Raw genomic sequence first — 19,175 nt, 5'->3', positions numbered from 1 at the left:
GGAAAAACACTCCCAAGCCAGAACACTAATCTGGTCGCCACAGCACCGGGCTGCAAATCAAGCTCAGCCCCAGCTGGGATCAGAGCGTGAATTCTTTCGCCGCAGCAAAGCCCGGCAGGATCGGCGCACCTGCGTTGAACGCAAACCGCCATGAGATCTGCTCACCGGTCTTATAGCCGATTTTGACCTGTCCCAAGGCGCCGGTCATAAAGATAGCAGCAATCCGCCCGCCATCTTTCAGCTGCGCCAACAGCGGCGCAGGAAGATCTTCGACCCCGCCCTGCACCATGATAACATCGTATGGGCCGTGTTCCGCAGCCCCCTCATGCGGCGGCGCCACATGCACGATGGCATTGTCAGCGCCAATCTCGCTGAGCTGCACCTGCGCCTCGGCGGCCAGTTCTTCGTCGCCTTCGACCGCGATCACCATCTGCGCCATGCGGGCCACAACAGCCGAAGAATAGCCCATGCCACAGGCCACATCCAACACCAGCTCGTCGCCCTGCACGTCCAGTGCATCCAGCATCTTGCCCAGGGTGCGCGGTTCCAGCAATGTGCGGCGCTGCCCCAGATCGATATTCTGGTCGGCATATGCCGCTTCACGCTGGGCGCCGTTTACAAAATTCTCACGCGGCACGTACAGCATTGCTTCGATAATTGGATACTTGGTGACGTCCGACGGGCGGACCTGTGTATCAACCATCATGCGGCGGCGTTCGGCAAAGTCAGTCATGTGCTAAACTCATCTGTTCAGTCGGTTACAAAAGATTGTGCCACATCCCCGCAGGCGCGGCAACGGGGCGAAAGGAGATTTGCGTCACCTGATGCCGCCGCGCTATTTCTTTTTGACAAACTGAGTCAAAATAACGATGCGCTGGCCCTCGACCCGGCCTTCGATATGCTCGGGGTTATCCGCCACCAGAGAAATACTGCGCACGGCGGTGCCACGCTTGGCGGTAAACCCGGCCCCCTTGACCACCAGATCCTTGATCAGCACCACCGTATCGCCCTGGTTGAGCTGCACACCATTGCTGTCTTTATGTTGGCTGGCGGCGGCAACATTATCGGCCCAGGCGCGGGTGTCGTCATCCAGCCACAGCTGATCGCTCAAATCGCGCGCCCAGTCCTGATCCGACAACCGGCTCAACAGCCGCGCTGCCAGCACCTGCACCGCCACCTCCTCGGACCACATGGACGAGGACAGGCAGCGCCAGTGATTGGCCTCCAGCGTGCCTTCGATCTGCGTCAGGCAGCTGTCGCAGAGCGCAGCGCTGGCTCCATCGGGGCCGCCGGTGACAGGATAGTCGGACAGCGGCGCGTCAGCAGAACAAAGGGCACAGGTCATTGGGCAAGCTCCGGAAATCAAGGGTCAGGGCTGCTATAGGTCAGGCGCGGCACAAAGGAAAGCGGGGCAATCAGACGGCGCAGCACTGACAAAACGGCGTCGCAGGCAGCTGGTCGAGACGCGCGTCGGGAATGTCATCACCACAAATCTGACAGAATCCATAACTGCCCTCATGCAGCCGGGCCAAGGCCACTTCGACCTGACGCAGCTCGTCCACCTCAAAATACGGCAGCCTCCCACCGCAGCGCCAGCCGGACAGCAGCGGTCCTGGACGGGATGGAGCCACCCCGACCAATCGCTTGCGCTTACTTTCCAGCGTATTTCTGCGTGCGGCAAAATTCACCTGCATCGCCCCCATCTTAACCGCCGCCACCTGTGGCGGTACTAGAAGATTAGTTCTTTGCTTTAGATCAATAAACTCACTGGATATGAGGAGACCGTTTTGGCGAGACAACTGGCGTCAATGGCAGTTCTGGTGATAGTCGGGGAATGCTGGTAGGTCTTGGCCAAATCAAACACGGAGACCACTATGACCAGACTTATCGCCCTGGGCCTTGCCCTGTTCAGCCTGACCGCCTGCGAGACCACCAAGGGTGCGGGCCGGGACATCACCAGGGCAGGTAGCGCTATCAGTGGGGCCGCACAGAACGTTCAAGACTCATTTTAACGGGCCCGAGACCGCCGGTCTCACTATTACATTGATCCACCTGAAGGTCCGCCCTCAGGTGGAGGGTCTTGCGCATGTTCGGATCGCCGCGCAAAAGCTCCACCAACGCCACAAGTGTGAATGCCCCGCATAGCTCACCCAGAGGGTGAGTTTCGTTTGTGAGAGGGTTCACCACGCCGAACACTCTAGACGGTGGGGTATTGGCGAGCGGTTGATCCGTGGTGGGATGGAGACTGTCCCGGCAACCATCTGTGGGATGGCTTCAAGTCCGAACCGGCGAAGCCGTCCGGGTCGAACTGGCGGGACCAATTGCGCAAGTGCCAAGCGGCACGGTTCAGATAATAGAACGAAGGGCAGCGCCCTCCCGGGGGGAGGATCGGGCGCGGCCCGGCGTTCCGCCGGGCGAGAGGGTGACAAGGGCCCCGCCCAACAAAAAAGGCGGAGCTGCTGCCCCGCCGTTTTTTTAACTTATAGCATAGTGTTTGCTCTCAATAGACAATCTGAAATGCCGAAACGCCCCGCAGAACACTCTGGTGTGGGCACGCGATTGGCTTTGCCAATCTCTTTCGCCCACTCGCACTTGAAAATGGTCAGCTTTAGCTATCCATTTTAAGTGCGGATATAAACGCCTCTTGCGGGATATCCACTTTGCCGAACTGGCGCATCTTCTTCTTACCCTTTTTCTGCTTGTCCAGCAGCTTGCGCTTGCGGCTGGCGTCGCCGCCGTAGCACTTGGCGGTGACGTCCTTGCGCATGGCAGACAGGGTCTCGCGGGCGATCACTTTGCCACCAATCGCCGCCTGGATCGGGATCTTGAACATGTGGCGCGGGATCAGATCCTTGAGCTTCTCCACCATGGCGCGGCCACGCGCGTCGGCGCGGTCGCGGTGCACCATCATCGACAGCGCATCCACCGGCTCGTCATTGACCAGGATCGACATCTTGACCAGATTATCCTCGCGGTAGCCGAACATCTGATAGTCAAACGAGGCATAGCCCTTGGTCACCGATTTCAGCCGGTCGTAAAAGTCAAACACCACCTCGTTCAGCGGCAGGTCATAGACCACCATGGCACGGCTGCCGGCATAGGTCAGGTCAACCTGCAAGCCGCGACGGTCCTGGCACAGCTTCAGCACATCGCCGAGATATTCGTCGGGCACCAGAATGGTCGCCTTGATGCGCGGCTCTTCCAGGTGATCCACATGGGTCATGTCAGGCATGTCGGCCGGGTTGTGCAGCTCGCGCATGCTGCCGTCACGCATATGCAGATGGTACACCACCGAAGGCGCGGTGGTGATCAGGTCGATGTCATATTCGCGTTCAATCCGGTCGCGCACCACTTCGAGGTGCAACAACCCGAGGAACCCACAGCGAAAGCCAAAGCCCAGCGCCGCCGAGGTCTCCATCTCGAAGGTAAAGGAGGCATCGTTCAGCGCCAGTTTGTCGATGGCATCGCGCAGGTCTTCGAATTCGGCACTGTCCACCGGGAACAGACCGCAGAACACCACCGGCTGGGCGGGTTTAAAGCCGTCCAGTGCAGTTTCGCAGCCGTGACGGTCATTGGTGATGGTGTCGCCAACGCGGGTGTCGCGGACCTGTTTGATGGACGCGGTGAAAAAGCCGATCTCGCCGGGGCCCAACACGTCGATGGTTTCCATCTCGGGGCGGAACACGCCGATGCGGTCGACGCCGTGCAGGGTGTCATTGGACATGAACTTGACCCGCATGCCCTTTTTCAGCTCGCCGTCGATGACGCGGACCAGCACGATGACGCCCAGATAGCTGTCATACCAGCTGTCCACCAGCATCGCCTTGAGCGGTGCATCGCGGGTGCCTTTGGGGGCGGGCAGCTCTTTGACAATGGCTTCAAGGGTGTCGTGGATGCCCTGGCCGGTTTTAGCCGAGACCTGAATGGCGCCCGAGGCATCAATGCCGATGACGTCTTCGATCTGCTCGGCAACCCGGTCACAGTCGGATGCGGGCAGGTCGATCTTGTTGAGGATCGGCACGATCTCGTGGTCGGCCTCCATCGCGTGATAGACATTGGCCAGGGTCTGCGCCTCAACCCCCTGCGAGCTGTCAACCACCAGCAGCGAGCCTTCGACCGCACGCATGGAGCGGGAGACCTCATAGGCGAAATCGACGTGGCCGGGGGTGTCGATCAGGTTCAGAACATAGTCCTGCCCGTCGTCGGCCTTATAGTCGATCCGCACCGTGTTGGCCTTGATGGTAATACCGCGCTCGCGCTCGATATCCATGCTGTCGAGCAGCTGCGCCTTCATATCACGGCCAGCCACCGTGCCGGTCTCTTGGATGAGCCGGTCAGCAAGGGTGGATTTGCCGTGGTCAATATGCGCCACGATCGAGAAATTGCGGATTTTGGACAGTTCGGTCATGTAAGGGGATATGATTTGGAATCTTGCGCTGGTCAAGCGGCCGTATAGGGTGCGGCATAGGTTATTTGAGCTAAGGGCACATTGGTTTGGCGGATTTTGACAAGATTGGGGATTTAAAGCCCACATTTGAAAGGCTGAGCATTGAGGAATGCCTGAATGTTGCTCTGCGTGCTGCACTGAGGGATTTTTTACCTGCAAGCCTCACGGCCAATAGGGATGTAAGCCATACAGTAGTCTTCCCAACCGCACGTTTACTGTTGCAATGCATCGTTGCTGTGCGCGATCAATCCGGCGAGACACATTCAGCATTAAGCCTATCCTTGTCAGCGATCATTCAGATGCTCACATTGATGGACCAGTCTTCTGGTCTGCAGTTAGCCAATGCGGTTTTCAGTCGAACAACTATCACCGCATGGAATGTTATCGATGCCGTCGCAATCTCTCATGCATCCGCAGCAAAGAATGCGCAATTTATGCACGCGGCATCGCCAGAGGATGTTCAGACGAGAAGCGCCTACGATCAGGCTATCAATGTTGTGGCAATGGCAAGCCTAACCGATATCAATAGTCTGGCCGACGACATTTTTACCGAAAAGCTTTGGCCCACTGGCCTCGATGCTAAGCTGGCCTCAACTCAGGGGAACATCTTCAATGAGTATTATACGTCCACAAGTTTTTCATTCTGGCGCGACTGGTACCAAGGGTTTCTGGACGGCAAGCCGCTGGACTGGGAGCTGCAATTGCGGGTAGCGCTGATTGCGGATACGATTTGGGATGAAGGGGCCGAGGCGGTTGCGCGGGAGATTGAGCGGATCAAGGCAGAATTCCTCGCCGAAAAACTCCCGCTCGCCGAAACCATCGAACTGAACCCGGACAGTGGCAAGTTCCGTGCCATCCCCCTCCCCGTTGTAAAAACCGACCTGCTTGGGGCGACACTTCTTCAAGTTGAGGATGCGTTGGAAGACGTGCTAGCAAGCCCCTCCAATGGATTGCACGAAGGGTCGCGCGAAATACGGGTCCTCCGCCGCGCCATAGGCAAATACGGCAATAATCCACAGCAGATAGAAATGGGTTTTGTCAGCGCCCACAAAGGATTGCTCCGACAAATCCTGAACGACGAGTTGCCTGCGAGTGAAGAGAACATCGCCCTGCAAGAGGCGCTTGCAGAGGGGGCGAGAGGCATTCGGGCCACCCACCCAGACGTGGCGGAAAACCGCAAAATCCTATCAGAGCAGGCTATTCGCGAGTTACCTGAGAGTGCACAAGAACAATTGCGGGACGCTCTGCCTGTATTGGTCGCTATTTCCGACCCTGATCTGGCGGACGATTGGCAGCATGACATTCCGCAACTGATTAATGATGCGACCCTTCCCCTGCCTTCTGGTGCTCCAGCACTGCCGGGAGCAGATGAGGCAACACGGATATTCTACCGTGCTGCAAAAATCAGCCTGTTGTTGAAAACAAAGGACATAATTCACAAGATCGATGGGAGTGCAGGATATAAAGCCGCAAGGATACTCCTGACTGTGGCTGGACTGGTGACGTTGGGCTTAGCCATTCTTTAGATCTTCGCCCGGTCGCCAGACCGGACCGCGCCTGACCTTCCCCCCGGGAAGGCGCTTACGCACCCTCCCAAGGTCAGGCGCTGCCCTTTGCGATTGGTCCCCTCACCCTGCGCCTGGGGCGCCGCCCTCTGTTGCGGCCGCAAATCTGCGCCGCTTGGATCCCTGCGCCCCGGGCTGCGCCCGCTCGATCCTCTCTCTGGCAACATCCCGCCCAAACCCGCGCCGGTGTTTACCATGATTGCCCCCCTGTCGGGGTTGCGCCATACTGCGCCCATATGCGGGCACCAAGATCCGCCGATCTAGGATGAGTGAACAGTGATGAAGAGTATTTTGACCGCAGCGGTTTGCGCGGGAATCTTTGGTGTGATGGTGCCCCTTCCGGCTCAGGCGGACCTGATTGAGCGGGCCTGTCGGCAATCCGACCGCACCGCCGCGTCCCGCTCCGTCTGCGGCTGCATTCAGCAGGTGGCCAATGCCAGTCTGACACGCTCCGAACGCAAGAAAGTGGCCGGCTGGTTCGATGATCCGCATCAGGCGCAGGTGGTTCGCCAGTCCAGCCGCAGCGGCGACGAACGGCTGTGGCTGCGCTACAAAGCCTTTGGCGAACGCGCAGCCCGGACTTGCAGTTAACCCGCCGGACCTGCAGCCAACCCGAAGCGGCACCGCTGGTGCGTGCCAGCACACACCCTACACAGATCAGCAACCGGCGCGGCCCGCTGCAGATACCAGATAGATAAAATCACTGCCGCCCCCGCCCTGCTCACCTTAAAGACGCGTTTAAACCAGACCTATCGCCTTTGGGCGGATTTACCGCTTGACCCGAAGCCTGCAGAGTTTAACAAAAGGTGTGGTAAAAACAGGAGCGTGGCAGATGTTGATGAAAGGAGTCACCCTGCGAGGGCTGGAGGTATTTGAGGCTTTAGCCAAGACAGGATCCGTCGCCCAAGCTGCTGCACTGACCGGGCTGAGCCAGCCAGCGGTCAGCCAACAACTTCGAAACCTTGAAAAGGCCCTGGGCTCGGATCTGGTGGACCACGGCCGCCGCCCGATGCTGGTGACAACCGCCGGCCGCAATTTTCTGAGCCGCACCGAAGTCGTCTTGTCCGAGTTGCGGCTGGCGCAGAGCGAGTTGACGGTGATGGATCTGACCCATCTGACGACCCTGTCCATCGGGCTGATCGACGATTTCGACAATAATCTGACCCCGCGTCTGGCAACGATTCTGGCCGACAGCCTGACCCAATGCCGGTTCAAGATGATCACTGCCTCGAGCCATGATATCAGCCGGGCAATGGCGGCACGGGAACTGCACATTGCAGTCGCCGCCAGCACCGGCGAGCTGCGCGAAGAAATCGCGGAATACCCGCTGGTGCGCGACCCTTTCATTCTGGTGGCCCCCAAGGGGTTGCTGAAAGACCCCAGCCGGCAAAGTGACCTGCTGAGCGACTTGCCCTTGCTGCGGTACGGCCGCGAGCAGCTGATCTCGCAACAGATAGAAGCCCATTTGGCGCGTCAGAAACTGGTGTTTGAGGAGCGGTTCGAGATCGGCTCGCATCTGGCGCTGATGGCCATGGTGGCGCGGCGCATTGGCTGGGCGGTGACCACGCCGCTGGGCTATATGCGGGCGGCCCGTTTCCACACGCAAATTGACGCCTTTGCGCTGCCATTTGGCTCATTCTCGCGCAGCATTTCGCTTTTTGCCGCGGCCGATTGGGCCGACCGAGTGCCGCGCGATGTCGCCCAGACCATGCGCCATCTGGTGCAAAGCCAGATCATTGCTCCGGCCATCAGCCAGCTGCCCTGGCTGGCCGGGCAGCTTCAGGTGATCGAAGAATAACCTCTTCTGATCTGGCTGACGCCTCCCTCCACTCAGCCCCCCCTGACCGCAGGGCGCCACCGCCAAGCCGGCCCTGTTGGGCTGGCCGGGCGCGCAGGAGGGCGGCAGCGCCGTCGGACGTCGCGCCCCACCTGGTGATTAATTGCTGGGCTGAGTGTGGCCCATACCGCCTGCGGCGGGCTTGCGCTCCAGATCAACTGGCACCTGCACGATCACCTCACCGGCGTTTTCAAAGGTCAGGGTCAGGCTGATGATATCGCCCTGCTTCAGCTCTTGGGTCAGCCCCATGAACATCACGTGGTCACCGCCCCGTTGCAACATGTGGGTTTCACCTGCAGCAATGGCAAAGCCTTCTTCGACGTGCATCATCTTCATAACGCCTTCGCCCATATCCATGTGGGTGTGCAACTCGGTGCGCTTGGCAATCTCCGAGCTGACAGAGATCAGCCGGTCATCCTCGGCGGCGCCATTCATCACCGCCATAAAGGCCGCGCCGGCCATTTTATTGGAGGCACGGGCATAGGCGTCACCGACCATGATTTTGGACATATCGGCGCCAGCTGCGCCAGCTAGTGTGAGCGATGCAACAGCGGCGATAACAACGGATTTGAAGGACATGACAGTCTCTCTCTTTGGTCTGAGTTCTGATTTTACTGGGGTCTTGAGATGATAAGAATCAGCAGACAAAAGGTGGAGCACGGGCGCAGGCCCGCAGGCGCAGGCGGGTCTGGATGCGCAGCGGCGCTGCGGCGGGCTCTCGGCCTTGTGGGCGTGGCAGAATTATCTGCAGCTGTTGAGGTGGCGCCAGGGCGTCCAGGCTCAGCGGCATGCAATCCGGGCAGTCCCCCGGCACCCGGGCCGGCTGGCCATCGGCGTCCACGTAGATCACCACCGGCCCCGTGCCCGAACAGATCACCATCTGCCCGGTGGCATCGCGCATGCCGCCCATCGCGCCGGCGCTATAGGCGGTCAGCGTAACGGTCAGGACCAGCAACAAAGTCAGATATGAACGCATAGGCAGTTTCATCGCCACAAGATAGGCTGCGACACTATTCGCCTGCAAGGGCCAAAACCGTCGCAGTTTGCGCTGGAGCAACAACAAAAAACGCCCGCCATGATCACTCATGCCGGGCGCAAAATCTTGGATCCAGTGAAAGGATCAGGCCAGAGATCAGGCCTGGGCAGCAGCGGTTGCCTTGGCGATCTCTTTTTTCACTTTCAGAGCCGCAATCGACAGCTCGTCGTCCTTGGCTTTGACCAGGAATGCATCCAGACCACCGCGGTGATCCACGGTGCGCAGAGCAGCAGCCGAAATCTTCAGCTTGACGCCGCGGCCCAGAGTCTCGGACTGCAAGGTCACATCATTCAGGTTCGGCAAAAACCGGCGACGGGTGCGGTTTTTGGCGTGGCTGACATTGTTGCCCGACATCGGGCCTTTTCCGGTCAATTCGCAACGGCGCGACATGGGTTTATCCTTCGTATCTGGTGGCCCGGGAAATCCCAAAGCCAAAATCTCAAGGGGCGCCGCTGGTGGCAACACCCAAAACTGGTTGGGTGCATTTAGGAGGAATCACTGGTGGGGTCAAGTCATCTGACCGTGTTTTCCCGATCCCAGCGCTGCGATCAGACGATTTCCTGGTCCCAGCGGTGCAATCGGACGACGTCCTGATCCCCAACGGTGCGATCAAAGGAGCAGCTACCCCCCCAAATCCTTGCAATCAACACAGTTGAGACTGCACTTTAACCGATTGGCCCCGTTGGGGCCATGCCTCCGGCGGAGGTATTTTGAACAAGAAGAAGGCTCAGGTCGGATCCAGGGTTGTTAGCATCTGCCGGGCGGCTTGGTTGATGCTCTGATCGCCCTGGGCAACGCTGTCCCCCAGATCCGCCATCCGGGCGCGGGCCTGTGGGCTGTCCAGTTGCGCCAGCAAGGTCTGGCGCACCTCCTGGGCAAACCAATAGCGCGCCTGCTCGGCGCGGCGTTGATTCCAATGCCCATGTTCGCGGCGCCAGATATTGAGCTGTTGCAGCTCAGTCCAGGCCTGCGACAGCCCCTCTTCCTCAAGCGCCGAGACCATCATCGCCTTGGGGTAGCCGGGGGGATCCTGCGGCCGTTTGCGCAGCAGCCGCAGGGCACCGGAGTAGTCGGCGCAGGTGCGACCGGCGGCGGGTTTCAGATCACCATCGGCCTTGTTGACCAGAATCACATCGGCGATTTCCATGATGCCGCGTTTGACGCCCTGCAATTCATCGCCGCCGGCCGGGGCCAGTAGCAACAGGAACAGGTCCGAGATTTCCGCCACCACAGTTTCCGATTGACCAACGCCCACGGTTTCGATCAGCACCACATCAAAATCAGCGGCCTCGCACAGCGCCACCACGTCACGGGTGCGACGCGCCACGCCGCCTAGGTGGGTTTGACTGGGAGAGGGCCGGATAAAGGCGTCTGGATCACGGCTGAGACGCTCCATCCGAGTTTTATCGCCCAGAATAGACCCGCCCGAGCGGGCCGAGCTGGGATCAACCGCCAGCACCGCCACCCGCAGCCCCTGCTCCGTCAACATCAAGCCAAAGCTTTCGATGAAGGTGGATTTGCCCACCCCCGGCGTGCCTGACAACCCGATGCGCAGGGCCTGACGGCGCTGCCTTGCCAGTGTGCCAAGCAGCTCTTCGGCCTGCGCCCGGTGATCCGCACGCTGACTTTCGACCAGAGTGATGGCGCGGGCCAGGGCGCGGCGGTCGCGGCTCAAGATCTTGTTGCTAAGTTCAGCGATGTCCATTCACGCCCCCTGAGATTCCCCGCATACTTGACGCAGCCCAACCCCGGTTGTCCAGTGGCTAGACCTTGCCGCAGAGTTTGGCGATAAAGCGGCTATGACAAAATTGCCCATTGATACCGTCCTGCCCGAATTGATATCCGCCCTGCGCGCCCACGGGCGTGCCGTGCTGCAGGCGCCGCCCGGTGCCGGCAAAACCACGCGGGTGCCGCTGGCTATGCTGGAGGCCGGGCTGACCAAGGGCCGCATCGTGATGCTGGAGCCGCGGCGTCTGGCGGCGCGGGCGGCGGCTGAGCGGATGGCCGAGACCCTGGGCGAGCGCACCGGTGAGACCGTCGGCTACCGGGTGCGCGGCGACGCCAAAGTGTCCAGGGCCACCCGCATCGAAGTGGTGACCGAGGGTATCCTGACCCGGATGCTGCAAAGCAATCCCGATCTTCCCGGTGTTGGTGCGGTGATTTTTGATGAATTCCACGAACGGTCGCTGAACGCCGATTTTGGCCTGGCCCTGTGTCTGGAAGTGGCGGACGCGCTGCGCGACGACCTGATTCTGATGGCGATGTCGGCGACATTGGACGCAGGTCCGGTTGCCGAGCTGATGCAGGCCCCAATGGTGACCTCACAGGGGCGCAGCTACGATGTGGAGACACGCTGGCTGGATCGCCCCATAGCGACACAGGGTCCCCGGGGACAGACGGGGGCGGCCTCCGCACGGGCACGACGGTTGGATGCGCTGGTGGATCTGGTACAGCAGGCCGAGAAGGACACCCGCGGCACAGGCGGTGACACGGGCGGTGACACTGGCGGCGGCATTCTGGTGTTTCTCCCCGGTGAGGGAGAGATCCGGCGGACGGCCTCGGCGCTGGCCGCAAAGCTTCCAGAGACCTGCGTGCTGCGACCGCTGTTTGGCGCCCTGCCCTTTGCCGAGCAACGTGCCGCCATTGCGCCCGTCAAATCCGGCCGCAAGGTGGTGCTGGCGACCTCAATCGCCGAGACCTCGCTGACCATTCAGGATATCCGGGTGGTGGTGGACATGGGACAGGCGCGCCGGGCGCGGTTTGATCCCGGATCGGGTATGTCGCGGCTGATCACCGAGAAAGTCACCCGCGCCGAGGCCACCCAGCGTCGGGGCCGGGCTGGCCGGGTGGCAGAAGGCATCTGCTATCGCCTCTGGACCAAGGGCGAGGAAGGCGCGCTGGCGGCTTTTCCCCCGGCCGAGATAGAGGCCGCTGATCTGACCAGTCTGGCGCTGGAACTGGCCCTCTGGGGCGCCGCCGCAAGTGACTTGTCGTTCCTGACACCACCGCCCGAGGGGGCGATGACCGAGGCGCAGGCCCTGTTGCGGATGTTGGGCGCACTGGACGCTCAGGGGCGGATCACCGGGCATGGCAAGGCGCTGGCCACCCTGCCGCTGCACCCGCGACTGGCGCACATGCTGGTCACCGGCGGCTCTGAGGCGGCGCAACTGGCAGCACTGATGGCGGAACGCGATCCGTTGCGCGGCGCGCCGAGTGATCTGCTGCTGCGGATGCAGGCGATGCGCGACCCCAAGGGGTTCCTGCGCAAGCGCCCCTACCAGCTGAACCTGCCGGTGGTGGAGCGGATCAAAGCAGAGACCCGGCGTTTGCAGCGGCAGGGCACGGAGCGTCTGAGACTTGATGCAGCACTTGCCCCTGCCGCCATGGCCGCGCTCGCCTATCCCGACCGCATTGGGCAACGGCGCAAGGGGGATACCCCACGCTATGTACTGTCTGGCGGCAAGGGGGTGGTGCTGGAAGACAGTGACACGCTGGCGGCGGCGCCGTTCATTGTGGTGCTGGACAGTGATGGCAACCTGCGCGAGGCGCGGGTGCGGATGGCGGCGCAGATCTCGCAGGGGGAAATCAGGGCGCTGTTCGGCGATCAAATAAGCTGGCACGCCACCTGTGACTGGTCCAAACGCGAGCGCCGGGTGGTGGCACGCAAACAGGAACGCTTTGGCGCCGTGGTGCTCGACGATCAGGTCTGGAAAGATGTCCCAGCCGAGGCGGTGGCCGCGGCGATGCTGGACGGGGTGCGTGAGTTAGGGCTGCGCCTAACAGGCGCTGCGGCGCGACTGGCAGCGCGGGTTGAACTGGTGCGTGCCGAAGGTCACGCGCTGCCCGACTTCTCGATCCAGGGGTTAACCGACAGCTTAGGCGACTGGCTGCTGCCAATGCTGAGTGGGGTAAAGACCGCCGACGACTGGAAGCGATTCGATCTGTTGCCCGCGCTGCGGGCAGCGCTGGACTGGGGTCAGACGCAACTGCTGGACCGCGAGGCGGCAAGCCATTTCACCACGCCGCTGGGCAATCGCATTCCGATCACCTATGCCGAGGCAGGCCCCGAGATCGAGCTGCGGATACAGGAACTGTTTGGCGTCACCCGACATCCGGCCAGTGGCGGCGTGCCGCTAAAGATCACCCTGCTGTCGCCGGCCCGGCGCCCGATCCAGATCACCCGCGATTTGCCCGGTTTCTGGACTGGCTCCTACAGCGACGTACGCAAGGACATGCGGGCGCAATACCCTCGCCATCCCTGGCCCGAGGACCCCACTCAGGCAGACCCGACCCTGCGGGCAAAACGGCGCAAGCCATAAGGGACACCAGAACAACGGTGCCCTGACACTGGGCCCTGACACTGGGCCCTGACACTGGGCCCAGTCTCTCTGCCGGATATCAGCTTTCTTGCGCCGCCGCCCTCAGCGCTGGCAAGCCGATGCCCACGGCCTCAAAGCCGCCATCCACCGCCAGAATCTGGCCGGTGATGAAACTGGCCTTGTCAGACAGCATAAAATTGATCGCGGCGGCGATCTCGTCTTCCTTGCCATAGCGGTTCAGTGGCAGAGCATCGTGATAAGCGGCGATGATTTCAGGCGAATGCACTGCCATCGCCAGCTTGGTGGCCACCGGCCCCGGCGCCACTGCGTTGACGCGAATGCCCAGCTCACCCAGTTCCGCAGCCTGTTGCAATGTCAGCTGTGCCAGCGCCGCCTTGGAGGTGCCATAGGCCACCCGCAAAGTGCTGGCCCGCAACCCGGAAATCGAGGTGATATTGACCACCGCGCCACCGCCATCCGCTGCCAGCAGATCGGTAAACCCCTGGGTCATCAGGAACGGCCCGTCCAGATTGGTCCGCATCACCCGCTGCCAGCGCTCATATGTGGTGTCGCGGATGGGGCCAAAATCAGCCACACCGGCATTGTTCACCAGCCCGTCAAGACGGCCAAAGGCCTCGGATACCTCAGTAACGGCCCGTTCGACGTCCCCAGGGATGGACACATCCACATCCAGCCCAACTGCGCCCGGAAGATCCGTCAGTGCAGCGGCCAGTGCCTCGCTGTCCCGATCCAGGATCGCAACCTGCCAGCCCTCGGCCAGCAATCCCCTAGCGGTGGCAAATCCAATGCCCCGCGCGCCACCGGTGATCAGTGCAGATTTCATCGGGCTCTCCTATGCCTGTCAATATTTCGCGCATGGCGCCCCAGTCTTCCGGGATTGTCAATGCCGAAGCCCCCCTGTCGCCCGAACCGTCGAAAATGTAACAATCCGGAGCGTTCGCCCCAGCCCACATTGCATATTCCGACCTAGCCACTATGTATGCGACATCCAATTCCAAACTTAAGGCAAGCCTCAAAGGCTGCGAATAGACATGACCCCCTCCTTATCCCGGGCCTGGGAAGAAATTCTCAGGCCGATGCTCTTTCGACCCAAACGCCTGCAGGTGGCCGCCCTGTGTTATCGCGAAACCGACAATGGCATTGATGTGCTGATGGTCACCAGCCGCGGCTCCGGACGCTGGATTCTGCCCAAGGGCTGGCCGATCAGCGGCAAAGACGGCGCAGAATCGGCCCTGCAAGAAGCCTGGGAAGAGGCCGGCGTCAAGACGGCCACCATTCAGGGGGCGCCGATCGGTCATTATGAATACCTAAAAAACCTGGGCAAGGGACGCGCTGAAACGGTGCAGACGCTGGTCTATATTGCCAAGGTGACCAAATTATCCAAGTCCTACCCCGAGCGTCACCAGCGCAAGCGGCGATGGTTTCGCGCCGATGAGGCCGCCAATCTGGTGCAGGAGCCGAAACTGCGGGACCTGTTGCGCCAGTTGTAACCCTGCGCGCACAGAGACCTCGGGCAGAGACCTTGGACAAATCCCTTGCACCAAAGCCGGTGACGGTCTACCCGGCGTCCTATCCTTGGAACCGGGACTAAAACGATGACCGATGAACCGCAGCGCAGACAATGGAAGACACTTGATCGCGATCTGAACCGGATTGCGATTCTTGAAAATGCCACCGGCTATGTCTCAAAACCGATGGTCGGCCCGGGTATTGCGCTGGTCTTTATCGTGCTGGCGGGTCTGGCTGCCGCCATTCTTCTGGGCACCACGCCAATCAATTATGTTGTGGTCGCGGCGGCGGTCTTTGGCGCCTATATGGCGGTCAACATCGGCGCCAATGACGTGGCCAACAACATGGGGCCGGCGGTGGGGGCCAATGCGCTGACCATGGGCGGCGCCATTCTGATTGCGGCCATTGCCGAAAGCGCCGGTGCTTTGCTGGCCGGCGGCGATGTGGTGTCGACGATCTCCAAGGGGATCATTGACCCCAGCATCATGGCAACCACCGATATCTTTATCTGGGCGATGATGGCGGCGCTGATCTCTGCTGCGTTATGGGTCAATCTGGCGACCTGGCTGGGTGCCCCGGTCTCCACCACCCATTCGGTGGTTGGCGGCGTCATGGGCGCGGGTATAGCCGCTGCCGGCCTGGCCGCGGTGAATTGGCCAACCATGGCCAAGATTGCCGCCAGCTGGGTGATCTCACCGGTGCTGGGCGGCATTATTGCGGCGCTGTTTCTGGCGCTGATCAAATCCCGCGTCATCTATCAGGACGACAAGATTGCCGCTGCCCGCCGCTGGGTACCGATCCTGGTCGGCGTGATGGCGGGCGTGTTCTCGGCCTATCTGGCCCTGAAGGGTCTGAAACGGGTGATCAAGATCGACATGCAAGATGCATTGATCATCGGCGCTGCCATCGGGGCACTGTCCTATGCCATCACCCTGCCGCTGATCCGGCGGCAATCACAGGGCATGGAGAACCGCAACAAGTCGCTCAAGGTGCTGTTCCGGCTGCCGCTGGTGATCTCTGCCGCGCTGCTGTCCTTTGCCCATGGCGCCAATGACGTCGCCAATGCGGTGGGTCCCCTGGCCGCCATCGTGCATGCCACCGAATTTGGTGATTTCGCCGCCAAGGTGGTGATCCCAACCTGGGTGATGGTGATCGGGGCAATGGGGATCTCGTTTGGCTTGTTCCTGTTCGGCCCCAAGCTGATCCGCATGGTGGGCAGCCAGATCACCAAACTGAACCCCATGCGCGCCTTTTGCGTGTCCCTATCGGCCGCGATCACGGTGATTGTCGCCAGCGGGCTGGGCTTGCCTGTGTCGTCGACCCATATCGCCGTTGGCGCGGTCTTTGGCGTCGGTTTTTTCCGCGAATGGCATATGGAGCGGCGGTTGCGTAACTCCTCGGCCAAGCGGCCCCAGAAAAAAGCCCTCGCCCCGGAAGAGCGCCGCCGTCGCAAACTGGTCCGTCGCAGTCACTTCATGACCATCCTTGCCGCCTGGGTCATCACCGTCCCTGCCGCTGCCGTGATGTCCGCAGGCATCTACCTGCTGCTCACCACCCTGGTCGGATAAGCCGCCCTCAAGCGCGCTGCCTTTAGCGCTCCAACCTGCCTCGCATCAAATCCCCTGTTGCGAGGCAGGTTGGACCGCTCAGACCGCCGACGGCCAGCGCATGATGACATTCTCTGAGCGCCACAGCGGCCCTTTATCAAGGCTTGTCGCCACCGGGATCAAGGCTTGTCGCCACCGCAAGCGCGGTAAAAGCCAAGCGCAGAGAATGACGCCCCATGCCAAACCCGCTATCCGCATAGTCCCCCTGCATTGGCCGCAGCAGCAATTTCGGCTCGGTTATCGCAAAGCCGCCTTAGACCTCCAGACACCAGCGCATGATGGCCTTTTGCGCGTGCAGGCGATTTTCGGCCTCGTCAAAGATCACCGACTGCGGACCGTCCATCACCTCGGAGGTGACTTCTTCTTCGCGGTGGGCGGGCAGACAGTGCATGAACAGCGCGTCTGGCTTGGCATGGCGCATCAGCTCGGTGTTGATCTGGTAGCCGCGCAGCATGTTGTGGCGGCGTTCCTTGGAGGATTGGCTGTCGTGCATCGACACCCAGGTATCAGCCACCACCAAGTCGGCGCCTTCGACGGCTTTGCGCGCGTCGCGTTCGATCACCACCTTAGAGCCCGCCTTGCGGGTCAGGCCGACAAATTCATCCTCGGGGTCCAACTGGGCCGGGCCAGTAAAGGTCAGGTCAAAGCCAAATTGTCCGGCAGCATGCAGGAATGAGGCACAGACGTTGTTGCCATCGCCGGCCCAGACCACTTTTTTGCCTTTGATCGGGCCACGGTGCTCCTCGTAGGTCAGGATATCCGCCATGATCTGGCAAGGGTGGGTGCGGTCGGTCAAGCCGTTGATCACCGGCACCGAGGCGTATTCGGCCATTTCCATCAGCACTGTTTCGTCAAAGGTGCGGATCATGATCATATCCACATAGCGCGACAGCACCCGGGCGGTGTCGGCGATGGTTTCGCCATGGCCCAGCTGCATATCATTGCCCGACAGCACCATCGACTGGCCGCCCATCTGGCGCACGCCGACGTCAAACGACACCCGGGTCCGGGTTGAGGGTTTCTCAAAGATCAGCGCCACCATGCGGCCCGCCAGCGGTTGATCATCGTCCGGCGCGCCCTTGGGGCGGGTCAGACGGGCCTGCTTCATCGCACTGGCCTGGTCGATCATGCAGCGCAGCTCATCAGGGTTTGTCTTATGGATGTCTAGGAAATGATTCATAGTGTTTTCGCTTATTGTAGGGTCGGGGCGGGGGCGCTGCCCCCGGACCCCCGAGGTATTTTCAACAAGAAGAAGATCAGGCGACCGTGACCTGGACGGTGACCTGGGCTGCGACCTGGGTTGCAGCCTTGTCGAGGCGGATCACCGCCTCTGCGATGTCACCGTCGCTGAGGGTCAGCGGCGGCAGCAGGCGGATGACGTTATCGGCGGCGGGGACAGTAATGACCTGATTGTCGTAGCCCGCATTGACCACGTCAGTATTGGGAGCCTTGCATTTGAGACCCAGCATCAGGCCAGAGCCGCGCACCGACTCAAAAACCTCCGGGTGGCCATCGATCAGACCTTCGAGCTTTTGCCGCAACAGACCTGCCTTGCGGTTCACCTCCTCCAGGAACTCGGGGTTGGTGACATGGTCCATCACCGCACAACCAACCGCGCAGCCCAGCGGGTTGCCACCATAGGTGGAGCCATGGGTGCCGACGGTCATGCCCGAGGCGGCCTGTTCGGTGGCCAACACCGCACCCAGAGGAAAGCCGCCGCCGATGCCTTTGGCGACCATCATAATATCCGGGGTGATACCCGCCCATTCATGGGCAAACAACTTTCCGGTCCGGGCTACCCCGCATTGGACCTCGTCGAGGATCAGCAGTAAACCGTGCTCATCGCAGAGCCTCCGCAGCGCCTTCATTTCCGCGTCAGGAACCGCGCGGATGCCGCCCTCGCCCTGGATCGGTTCGATCATGATCGCCGCCGTCTGGTCGGTGATCGCATTGCTAACGCCGTCGAGATCGCCAAAGGTCAGATGCACAAAGCCAGGCAACACAGGGCCGAAGCCTCTGACCATTTTCTCGGAGCCAGCGGCGGCGATACCGGCCGACGAGCGGCCATGGAAAGAGCCGTCAAAGGTGAGGATCTCGATCCGCTGCTCTTCGCCTTTGTCGAAGAAATATTTGCGCGCCATTTTCACCGCCAGTTCGCAAGCCTCGGTGCCCGAATTGGTGAAGAACACAGTGTCGGCGAAAGTATGTTCGACCAGCCTGTCGGCCAGCGCCTGTTGCTGCGGGATCTGATAGAGGTTGGAGACATGCCACAGGTTTTGCGCCTGCTCGGTCAGCGCGGCGACCAGTGCCGGATGGGCATGACCCAACACATTCACCGCAATACCGGCACCAAGATCCAGAAAACGTCGGCCGTCCGCCTCGATCAGCCAGGCGCCTTCGCCTTTGATAAAGTTCAAAGGGGCGCGGTTATAGGTTGGCAGAACGGAAGCGATCATCAGGATCATCCTTTTCGGAAATAGAGGCCCAAGAAGTGCATTAGGTTGGGCAGTTGGTCAACGATGTTGATCGGGCTTTGCGCAGATATCAAGGCGCAAGGATCAAGGGGCCGGAACGCTAAATTAGCGTCGGCGTCGCAGGGCCGCAATTTGGCGGGTGATATGTGCGAGTTTGATCATAAGCGCAGCGCATATCGGAAGTTTATGGAAAAGGAAAGCCTTTTTGCGCAGCCTCACCCATCAATCCGGCAAGGCCCCGGTGCCGACCCCGAACAGCCGCCCCAAGGATCCCCTGTTCATCTGGCTGACAATATCCCGGGGTTTGGGGCAGAGCCCCAATAGCTTTGGTCTTGCATAAGCTGGCTAGCTATCGCATCG

19 protein-coding genes are annotated in these 19,175 nt (G+C 60.9%); 8 read left to right on the top strand and 11 right to left on the bottom strand.

Annotation, left to right across the window (positions count from 1 at the left end; genetic code table 11):
* Positions 1-79 precede the first annotated feature (79 nt).
* The 3 genes from QPJ95_RS12770 to QPJ95_RS12760 form a co-directional block, all read right to left on the bottom strand.
* On the bottom strand, positions 80-733 hold the full coding sequence (locus QPJ95_RS12770; RefSeq protein ID WP_270917865.1) for a protein-L-isoaspartate O-methyltransferase family protein: 654 nt from the start codon (positions 731-733) through the stop codon (positions 80-82).
* A gap of 102 nt (positions 734-835) precedes the next feature.
* Positions 836-1,345, bottom strand: coding sequence for a PhnA domain-containing protein (locus tag QPJ95_RS12765; protein WP_270917866.1), 510 nt, complete (start codon positions 1,343-1,345; stop codon positions 836-838).
* Between the two features lie 70 nt (positions 1,346-1,415).
* Positions 1,416-1,694: a TraR/DksA family transcriptional regulator gene (locus QPJ95_RS12760; protein WP_270917867.1), complete on the bottom strand. Its 279-nt coding sequence runs from the start codon at positions 1,692-1,694 to the stop codon at positions 1,416-1,418.
* 180 nt (positions 1,695-1,874) lie between these two features.
* Here QPJ95_RS12760 and QPJ95_RS12755 point away from each other — a divergent pair, with 180 nt between their 5' ends.
* The gene (locus QPJ95_RS12755) at positions 1,875-2,012 is read left to right on the top strand and encodes an entericidin A/B family lipoprotein (protein ID WP_270917868.1); all 138 of its coding nucleotides are present in this window, start codon (positions 1,875-1,877) and stop codon (positions 2,010-2,012) included.
* A gap of 596 nt (positions 2,013-2,608) precedes the next feature.
* Here QPJ95_RS12755 and lepA read toward each other — a convergent pair.
* Positions 2,609-4,408: a translation elongation factor 4 gene (gene lepA / locus QPJ95_RS12750; RefSeq protein WP_270917869.1), complete on the bottom strand. Its 1,800-nt coding sequence runs from the start codon at positions 4,406-4,408 to the stop codon at positions 2,609-2,611.
* Between the two features lie 86 nt (positions 4,409-4,494).
* On the opposite strand from lepA, the gene QPJ95_RS12745 reads away from it, so the two are divergent.
* From QPJ95_RS12745 to QPJ95_RS12735, 3 genes are all read left to right on the top strand, one after another.
* Positions 4,495-5,973, top strand: a complete 1,479-nt coding sequence (locus QPJ95_RS12745) for a hypothetical protein (protein WP_270917870.1) — start codon at positions 4,495-4,497, stop codon at positions 5,971-5,973.
* Positions 5,974-6,291: 318 nt separating this feature from the next.
* Positions 6,292-6,603 (top strand): hypothetical protein, encoded by a 312-nt coding sequence (locus QPJ95_RS12740; RefSeq protein ID WP_270917871.1) that lies wholly within the window; start codon positions 6,292-6,294, stop codon positions 6,601-6,603.
* Positions 6,604-6,844: 241 nt separating this feature from the next.
* Positions 6,845-7,810 (top strand): LysR family transcriptional regulator, encoded by a 966-nt coding sequence (locus QPJ95_RS12735; protein WP_270917872.1) that lies wholly within the window; start codon positions 6,845-6,847, stop codon positions 7,808-7,810.
* 138 nt (positions 7,811-7,948) lie between these two features.
* On the opposite strand, the gene QPJ95_RS12730 is transcribed toward QPJ95_RS12735, so the two are convergent.
* The 4 genes from QPJ95_RS12730 to meaB form a co-directional block, all read right to left on the bottom strand.
* A complete protein-coding gene (locus tag QPJ95_RS12730) occupies positions 7,949-8,428 on the bottom strand; it encodes a copper chaperone PCu(A)C (RefSeq protein ID WP_270917873.1) in 480 nt (159 codons plus the stop codon).
* 58 nt (positions 8,429-8,486) lie between these two features.
* Positions 8,487-8,825, bottom strand: a complete 339-nt coding sequence (locus tag QPJ95_RS12725; protein WP_270917874.1) for a hypothetical protein — start codon at positions 8,823-8,825, stop codon at positions 8,487-8,489.
* Between the two features lie 156 nt (positions 8,826-8,981).
* Positions 8,982-9,275: a 50S ribosomal protein L28 gene (rpmB, locus tag QPJ95_RS12720; protein ID WP_270917875.1), complete on the bottom strand. Its 294-nt coding sequence runs from the start codon at positions 9,273-9,275 to the stop codon at positions 8,982-8,984.
* A gap of 337 nt (positions 9,276-9,612) precedes the next feature.
* A complete protein-coding gene (gene meaB / locus QPJ95_RS12715; RefSeq protein WP_270917876.1) occupies positions 9,613-10,590 on the bottom strand; it encodes a methylmalonyl Co-A mutase-associated GTPase MeaB in 978 nt (325 codons plus the stop codon).
* 94 nt (positions 10,591-10,684) lie between these two features.
* Between meaB and hrpB the strand changes: the two genes are divergently transcribed.
* Positions 10,685-13,204 carry an ATP-dependent helicase HrpB gene (gene hrpB, locus QPJ95_RS12710; RefSeq protein WP_270917877.1) on the top strand — a complete coding sequence of 840 codons (2,520 nt, stop codon included), beginning with the start codon at positions 10,685-10,687 and terminating at the stop codon, positions 13,202-13,204.
* Between the two features lie 79 nt (positions 13,205-13,283).
* On the opposite strand, the gene QPJ95_RS12705 is transcribed toward hrpB, so the two are convergent.
* A complete protein-coding gene (locus QPJ95_RS12705; RefSeq protein ID WP_270917878.1) occupies positions 13,284-14,048 on the bottom strand; it encodes an SDR family NAD(P)-dependent oxidoreductase in 765 nt (254 codons plus the stop codon).
* A gap of 208 nt (positions 14,049-14,256) precedes the next feature.
* On the opposite strand from QPJ95_RS12705, the gene QPJ95_RS12700 reads away from it, so the two are divergent.
* Entirely contained in the window at positions 14,257-14,715 is a 459-nt protein-coding gene (locus tag QPJ95_RS12700; protein WP_270917879.1) for an NUDIX hydrolase, read from the top strand.
* A 105-nt stretch (positions 14,716-14,820) separates the two neighbouring features.
* On the top strand, positions 14,821-16,302 hold the full coding sequence (locus QPJ95_RS12695; protein WP_270917880.1) for an inorganic phosphate transporter: 1,482 nt from the start codon (positions 14,821-14,823) through the stop codon (positions 16,300-16,302).
* A gap of 292 nt (positions 16,303-16,594) precedes the next feature.
* Here the strand turns inward: QPJ95_RS12695 and argF are convergent, their stop codons facing one another.
* Entirely contained in the window at positions 16,595-17,521 is a 927-nt protein-coding gene (gene argF / locus QPJ95_RS12690; RefSeq protein ID WP_270917881.1) for an ornithine carbamoyltransferase, read from the bottom strand.
* Positions 17,522-17,597: 76 nt separating this feature from the next.
* Positions 17,598-18,797 (bottom strand): aspartate aminotransferase family protein, encoded by a 1,200-nt coding sequence (locus tag QPJ95_RS12685; protein WP_270917882.1) that lies wholly within the window; start codon positions 18,795-18,797, stop codon positions 17,598-17,600.
* Between the two features lie 223 nt (positions 18,798-19,020).
* On the opposite strand from QPJ95_RS12685, the gene QPJ95_RS12680 reads away from it, so the two are divergent.
* Positions 19,021-19,155 (top strand): hypothetical protein, encoded by a 135-nt coding sequence (locus QPJ95_RS12680; protein ID WP_286018115.1) that lies wholly within the window; start codon positions 19,021-19,023, stop codon positions 19,153-19,155.
* Positions 19,156-19,175 lie beyond the last annotated feature (20 nt).

It is taken from the genome of Parasedimentitalea psychrophila, assembly GCF_030285785.1.
GTDB lineage: Bacteria > Pseudomonadota > Alphaproteobacteria > Rhodobacterales > Rhodobacteraceae > Parasedimentitalea > Parasedimentitalea psychrophila.
The sequence above is the reverse complement of the archived record's forward strand: the minus strand, read 5'-3'. Positions and strand labels throughout refer to the sequence as shown.

Excerpts from the sequence above, each read along its gene's own strand:
- QPJ95_RS12770 (WP_270917865.1), bottom strand. The coding sequence starts at position 733 with ATGACTGACTTTGCCGAACGCCGCCGCATGATGGTTGATACACAGGTC.
- QPJ95_RS12765 (WP_270917866.1), bottom strand. The coding sequence starts at position 1,345 with ATGACCTGTGCCCTTTGTTCTGCTGACGCGCCGCTGTCCGACTATCCT.
- QPJ95_RS12760 (WP_270917867.1), bottom strand. The coding sequence starts at position 1,694 with ATGCAGGTGAATTTTGCCGCACGCAGAAATACGCTGGAAAGTAAGCGC.
- QPJ95_RS12755 (WP_270917868.1), top strand. The coding sequence starts at position 1,875 with ATGACCAGACTTATCGCCCTGGGCCTTGCCCTGTTCAGCCTGACCGCC.
- lepA (WP_270917869.1), bottom strand. The coding sequence starts at position 4,408 with ATGACCGAACTGTCCAAAATCCGCAATTTCTCGATCGTGGCGCATATT.
- QPJ95_RS12740 (WP_270917871.1), top strand. The coding sequence starts at position 6,292 with ATGAAGAGTATTTTGACCGCAGCGGTTTGCGCGGGAATCTTTGGTGTG.
- QPJ95_RS12735 (WP_270917872.1), top strand. The coding sequence starts at position 6,845 with ATGTTGATGAAAGGAGTCACCCTGCGAGGGCTGGAGGTATTTGAGGCT.
- QPJ95_RS12730 (WP_270917873.1), bottom strand. The coding sequence starts at position 8,428 with ATGTCCTTCAAATCCGTTGTTATCGCCGCTGTTGCATCGCTCACACTA.
- QPJ95_RS12725 (WP_270917874.1), bottom strand. The coding sequence starts at position 8,825 with ATGCGTTCATATCTGACTTTGTTGCTGGTCCTGACCGTTACGCTGACC.
- rpmB (WP_270917875.1), bottom strand. The coding sequence starts at position 9,275 with ATGTCGCGCCGTTGCGAATTGACCGGAAAAGGCCCGATGTCGGGCAAC.
- meaB (WP_270917876.1), bottom strand. The coding sequence starts at position 10,590 with ATGGACATCGCTGAACTTAGCAACAAGATCTTGAGCCGCGACCGCCGC.
- hrpB (WP_270917877.1), top strand. The coding sequence starts at position 10,685 with ATGACAAAATTGCCCATTGATACCGTCCTGCCCGAATTGATATCCGCC.
- QPJ95_RS12705 (WP_270917878.1), bottom strand. The coding sequence starts at position 14,048 with ATGAAATCTGCACTGATCACCGGTGGCGCGCGGGGCATTGGATTTGCC.
- QPJ95_RS12700 (WP_270917879.1), top strand. The coding sequence starts at position 14,257 with ATGACCCCCTCCTTATCCCGGGCCTGGGAAGAAATTCTCAGGCCGATG.
- QPJ95_RS12695 (WP_270917880.1), top strand. The coding sequence starts at position 14,821 with ATGACCGATGAACCGCAGCGCAGACAATGGAAGACACTTGATCGCGAT.
- argF (WP_270917881.1), bottom strand. The coding sequence starts at position 17,521 with ATGAATCATTTCCTAGACATCCATAAGACAAACCCTGATGAGCTGCGC.
- QPJ95_RS12685 (WP_270917882.1), bottom strand. The coding sequence starts at position 18,797 with ATGATCGCTTCCGTTCTGCCAACCTATAACCGCGCCCCTTTGAACTTT.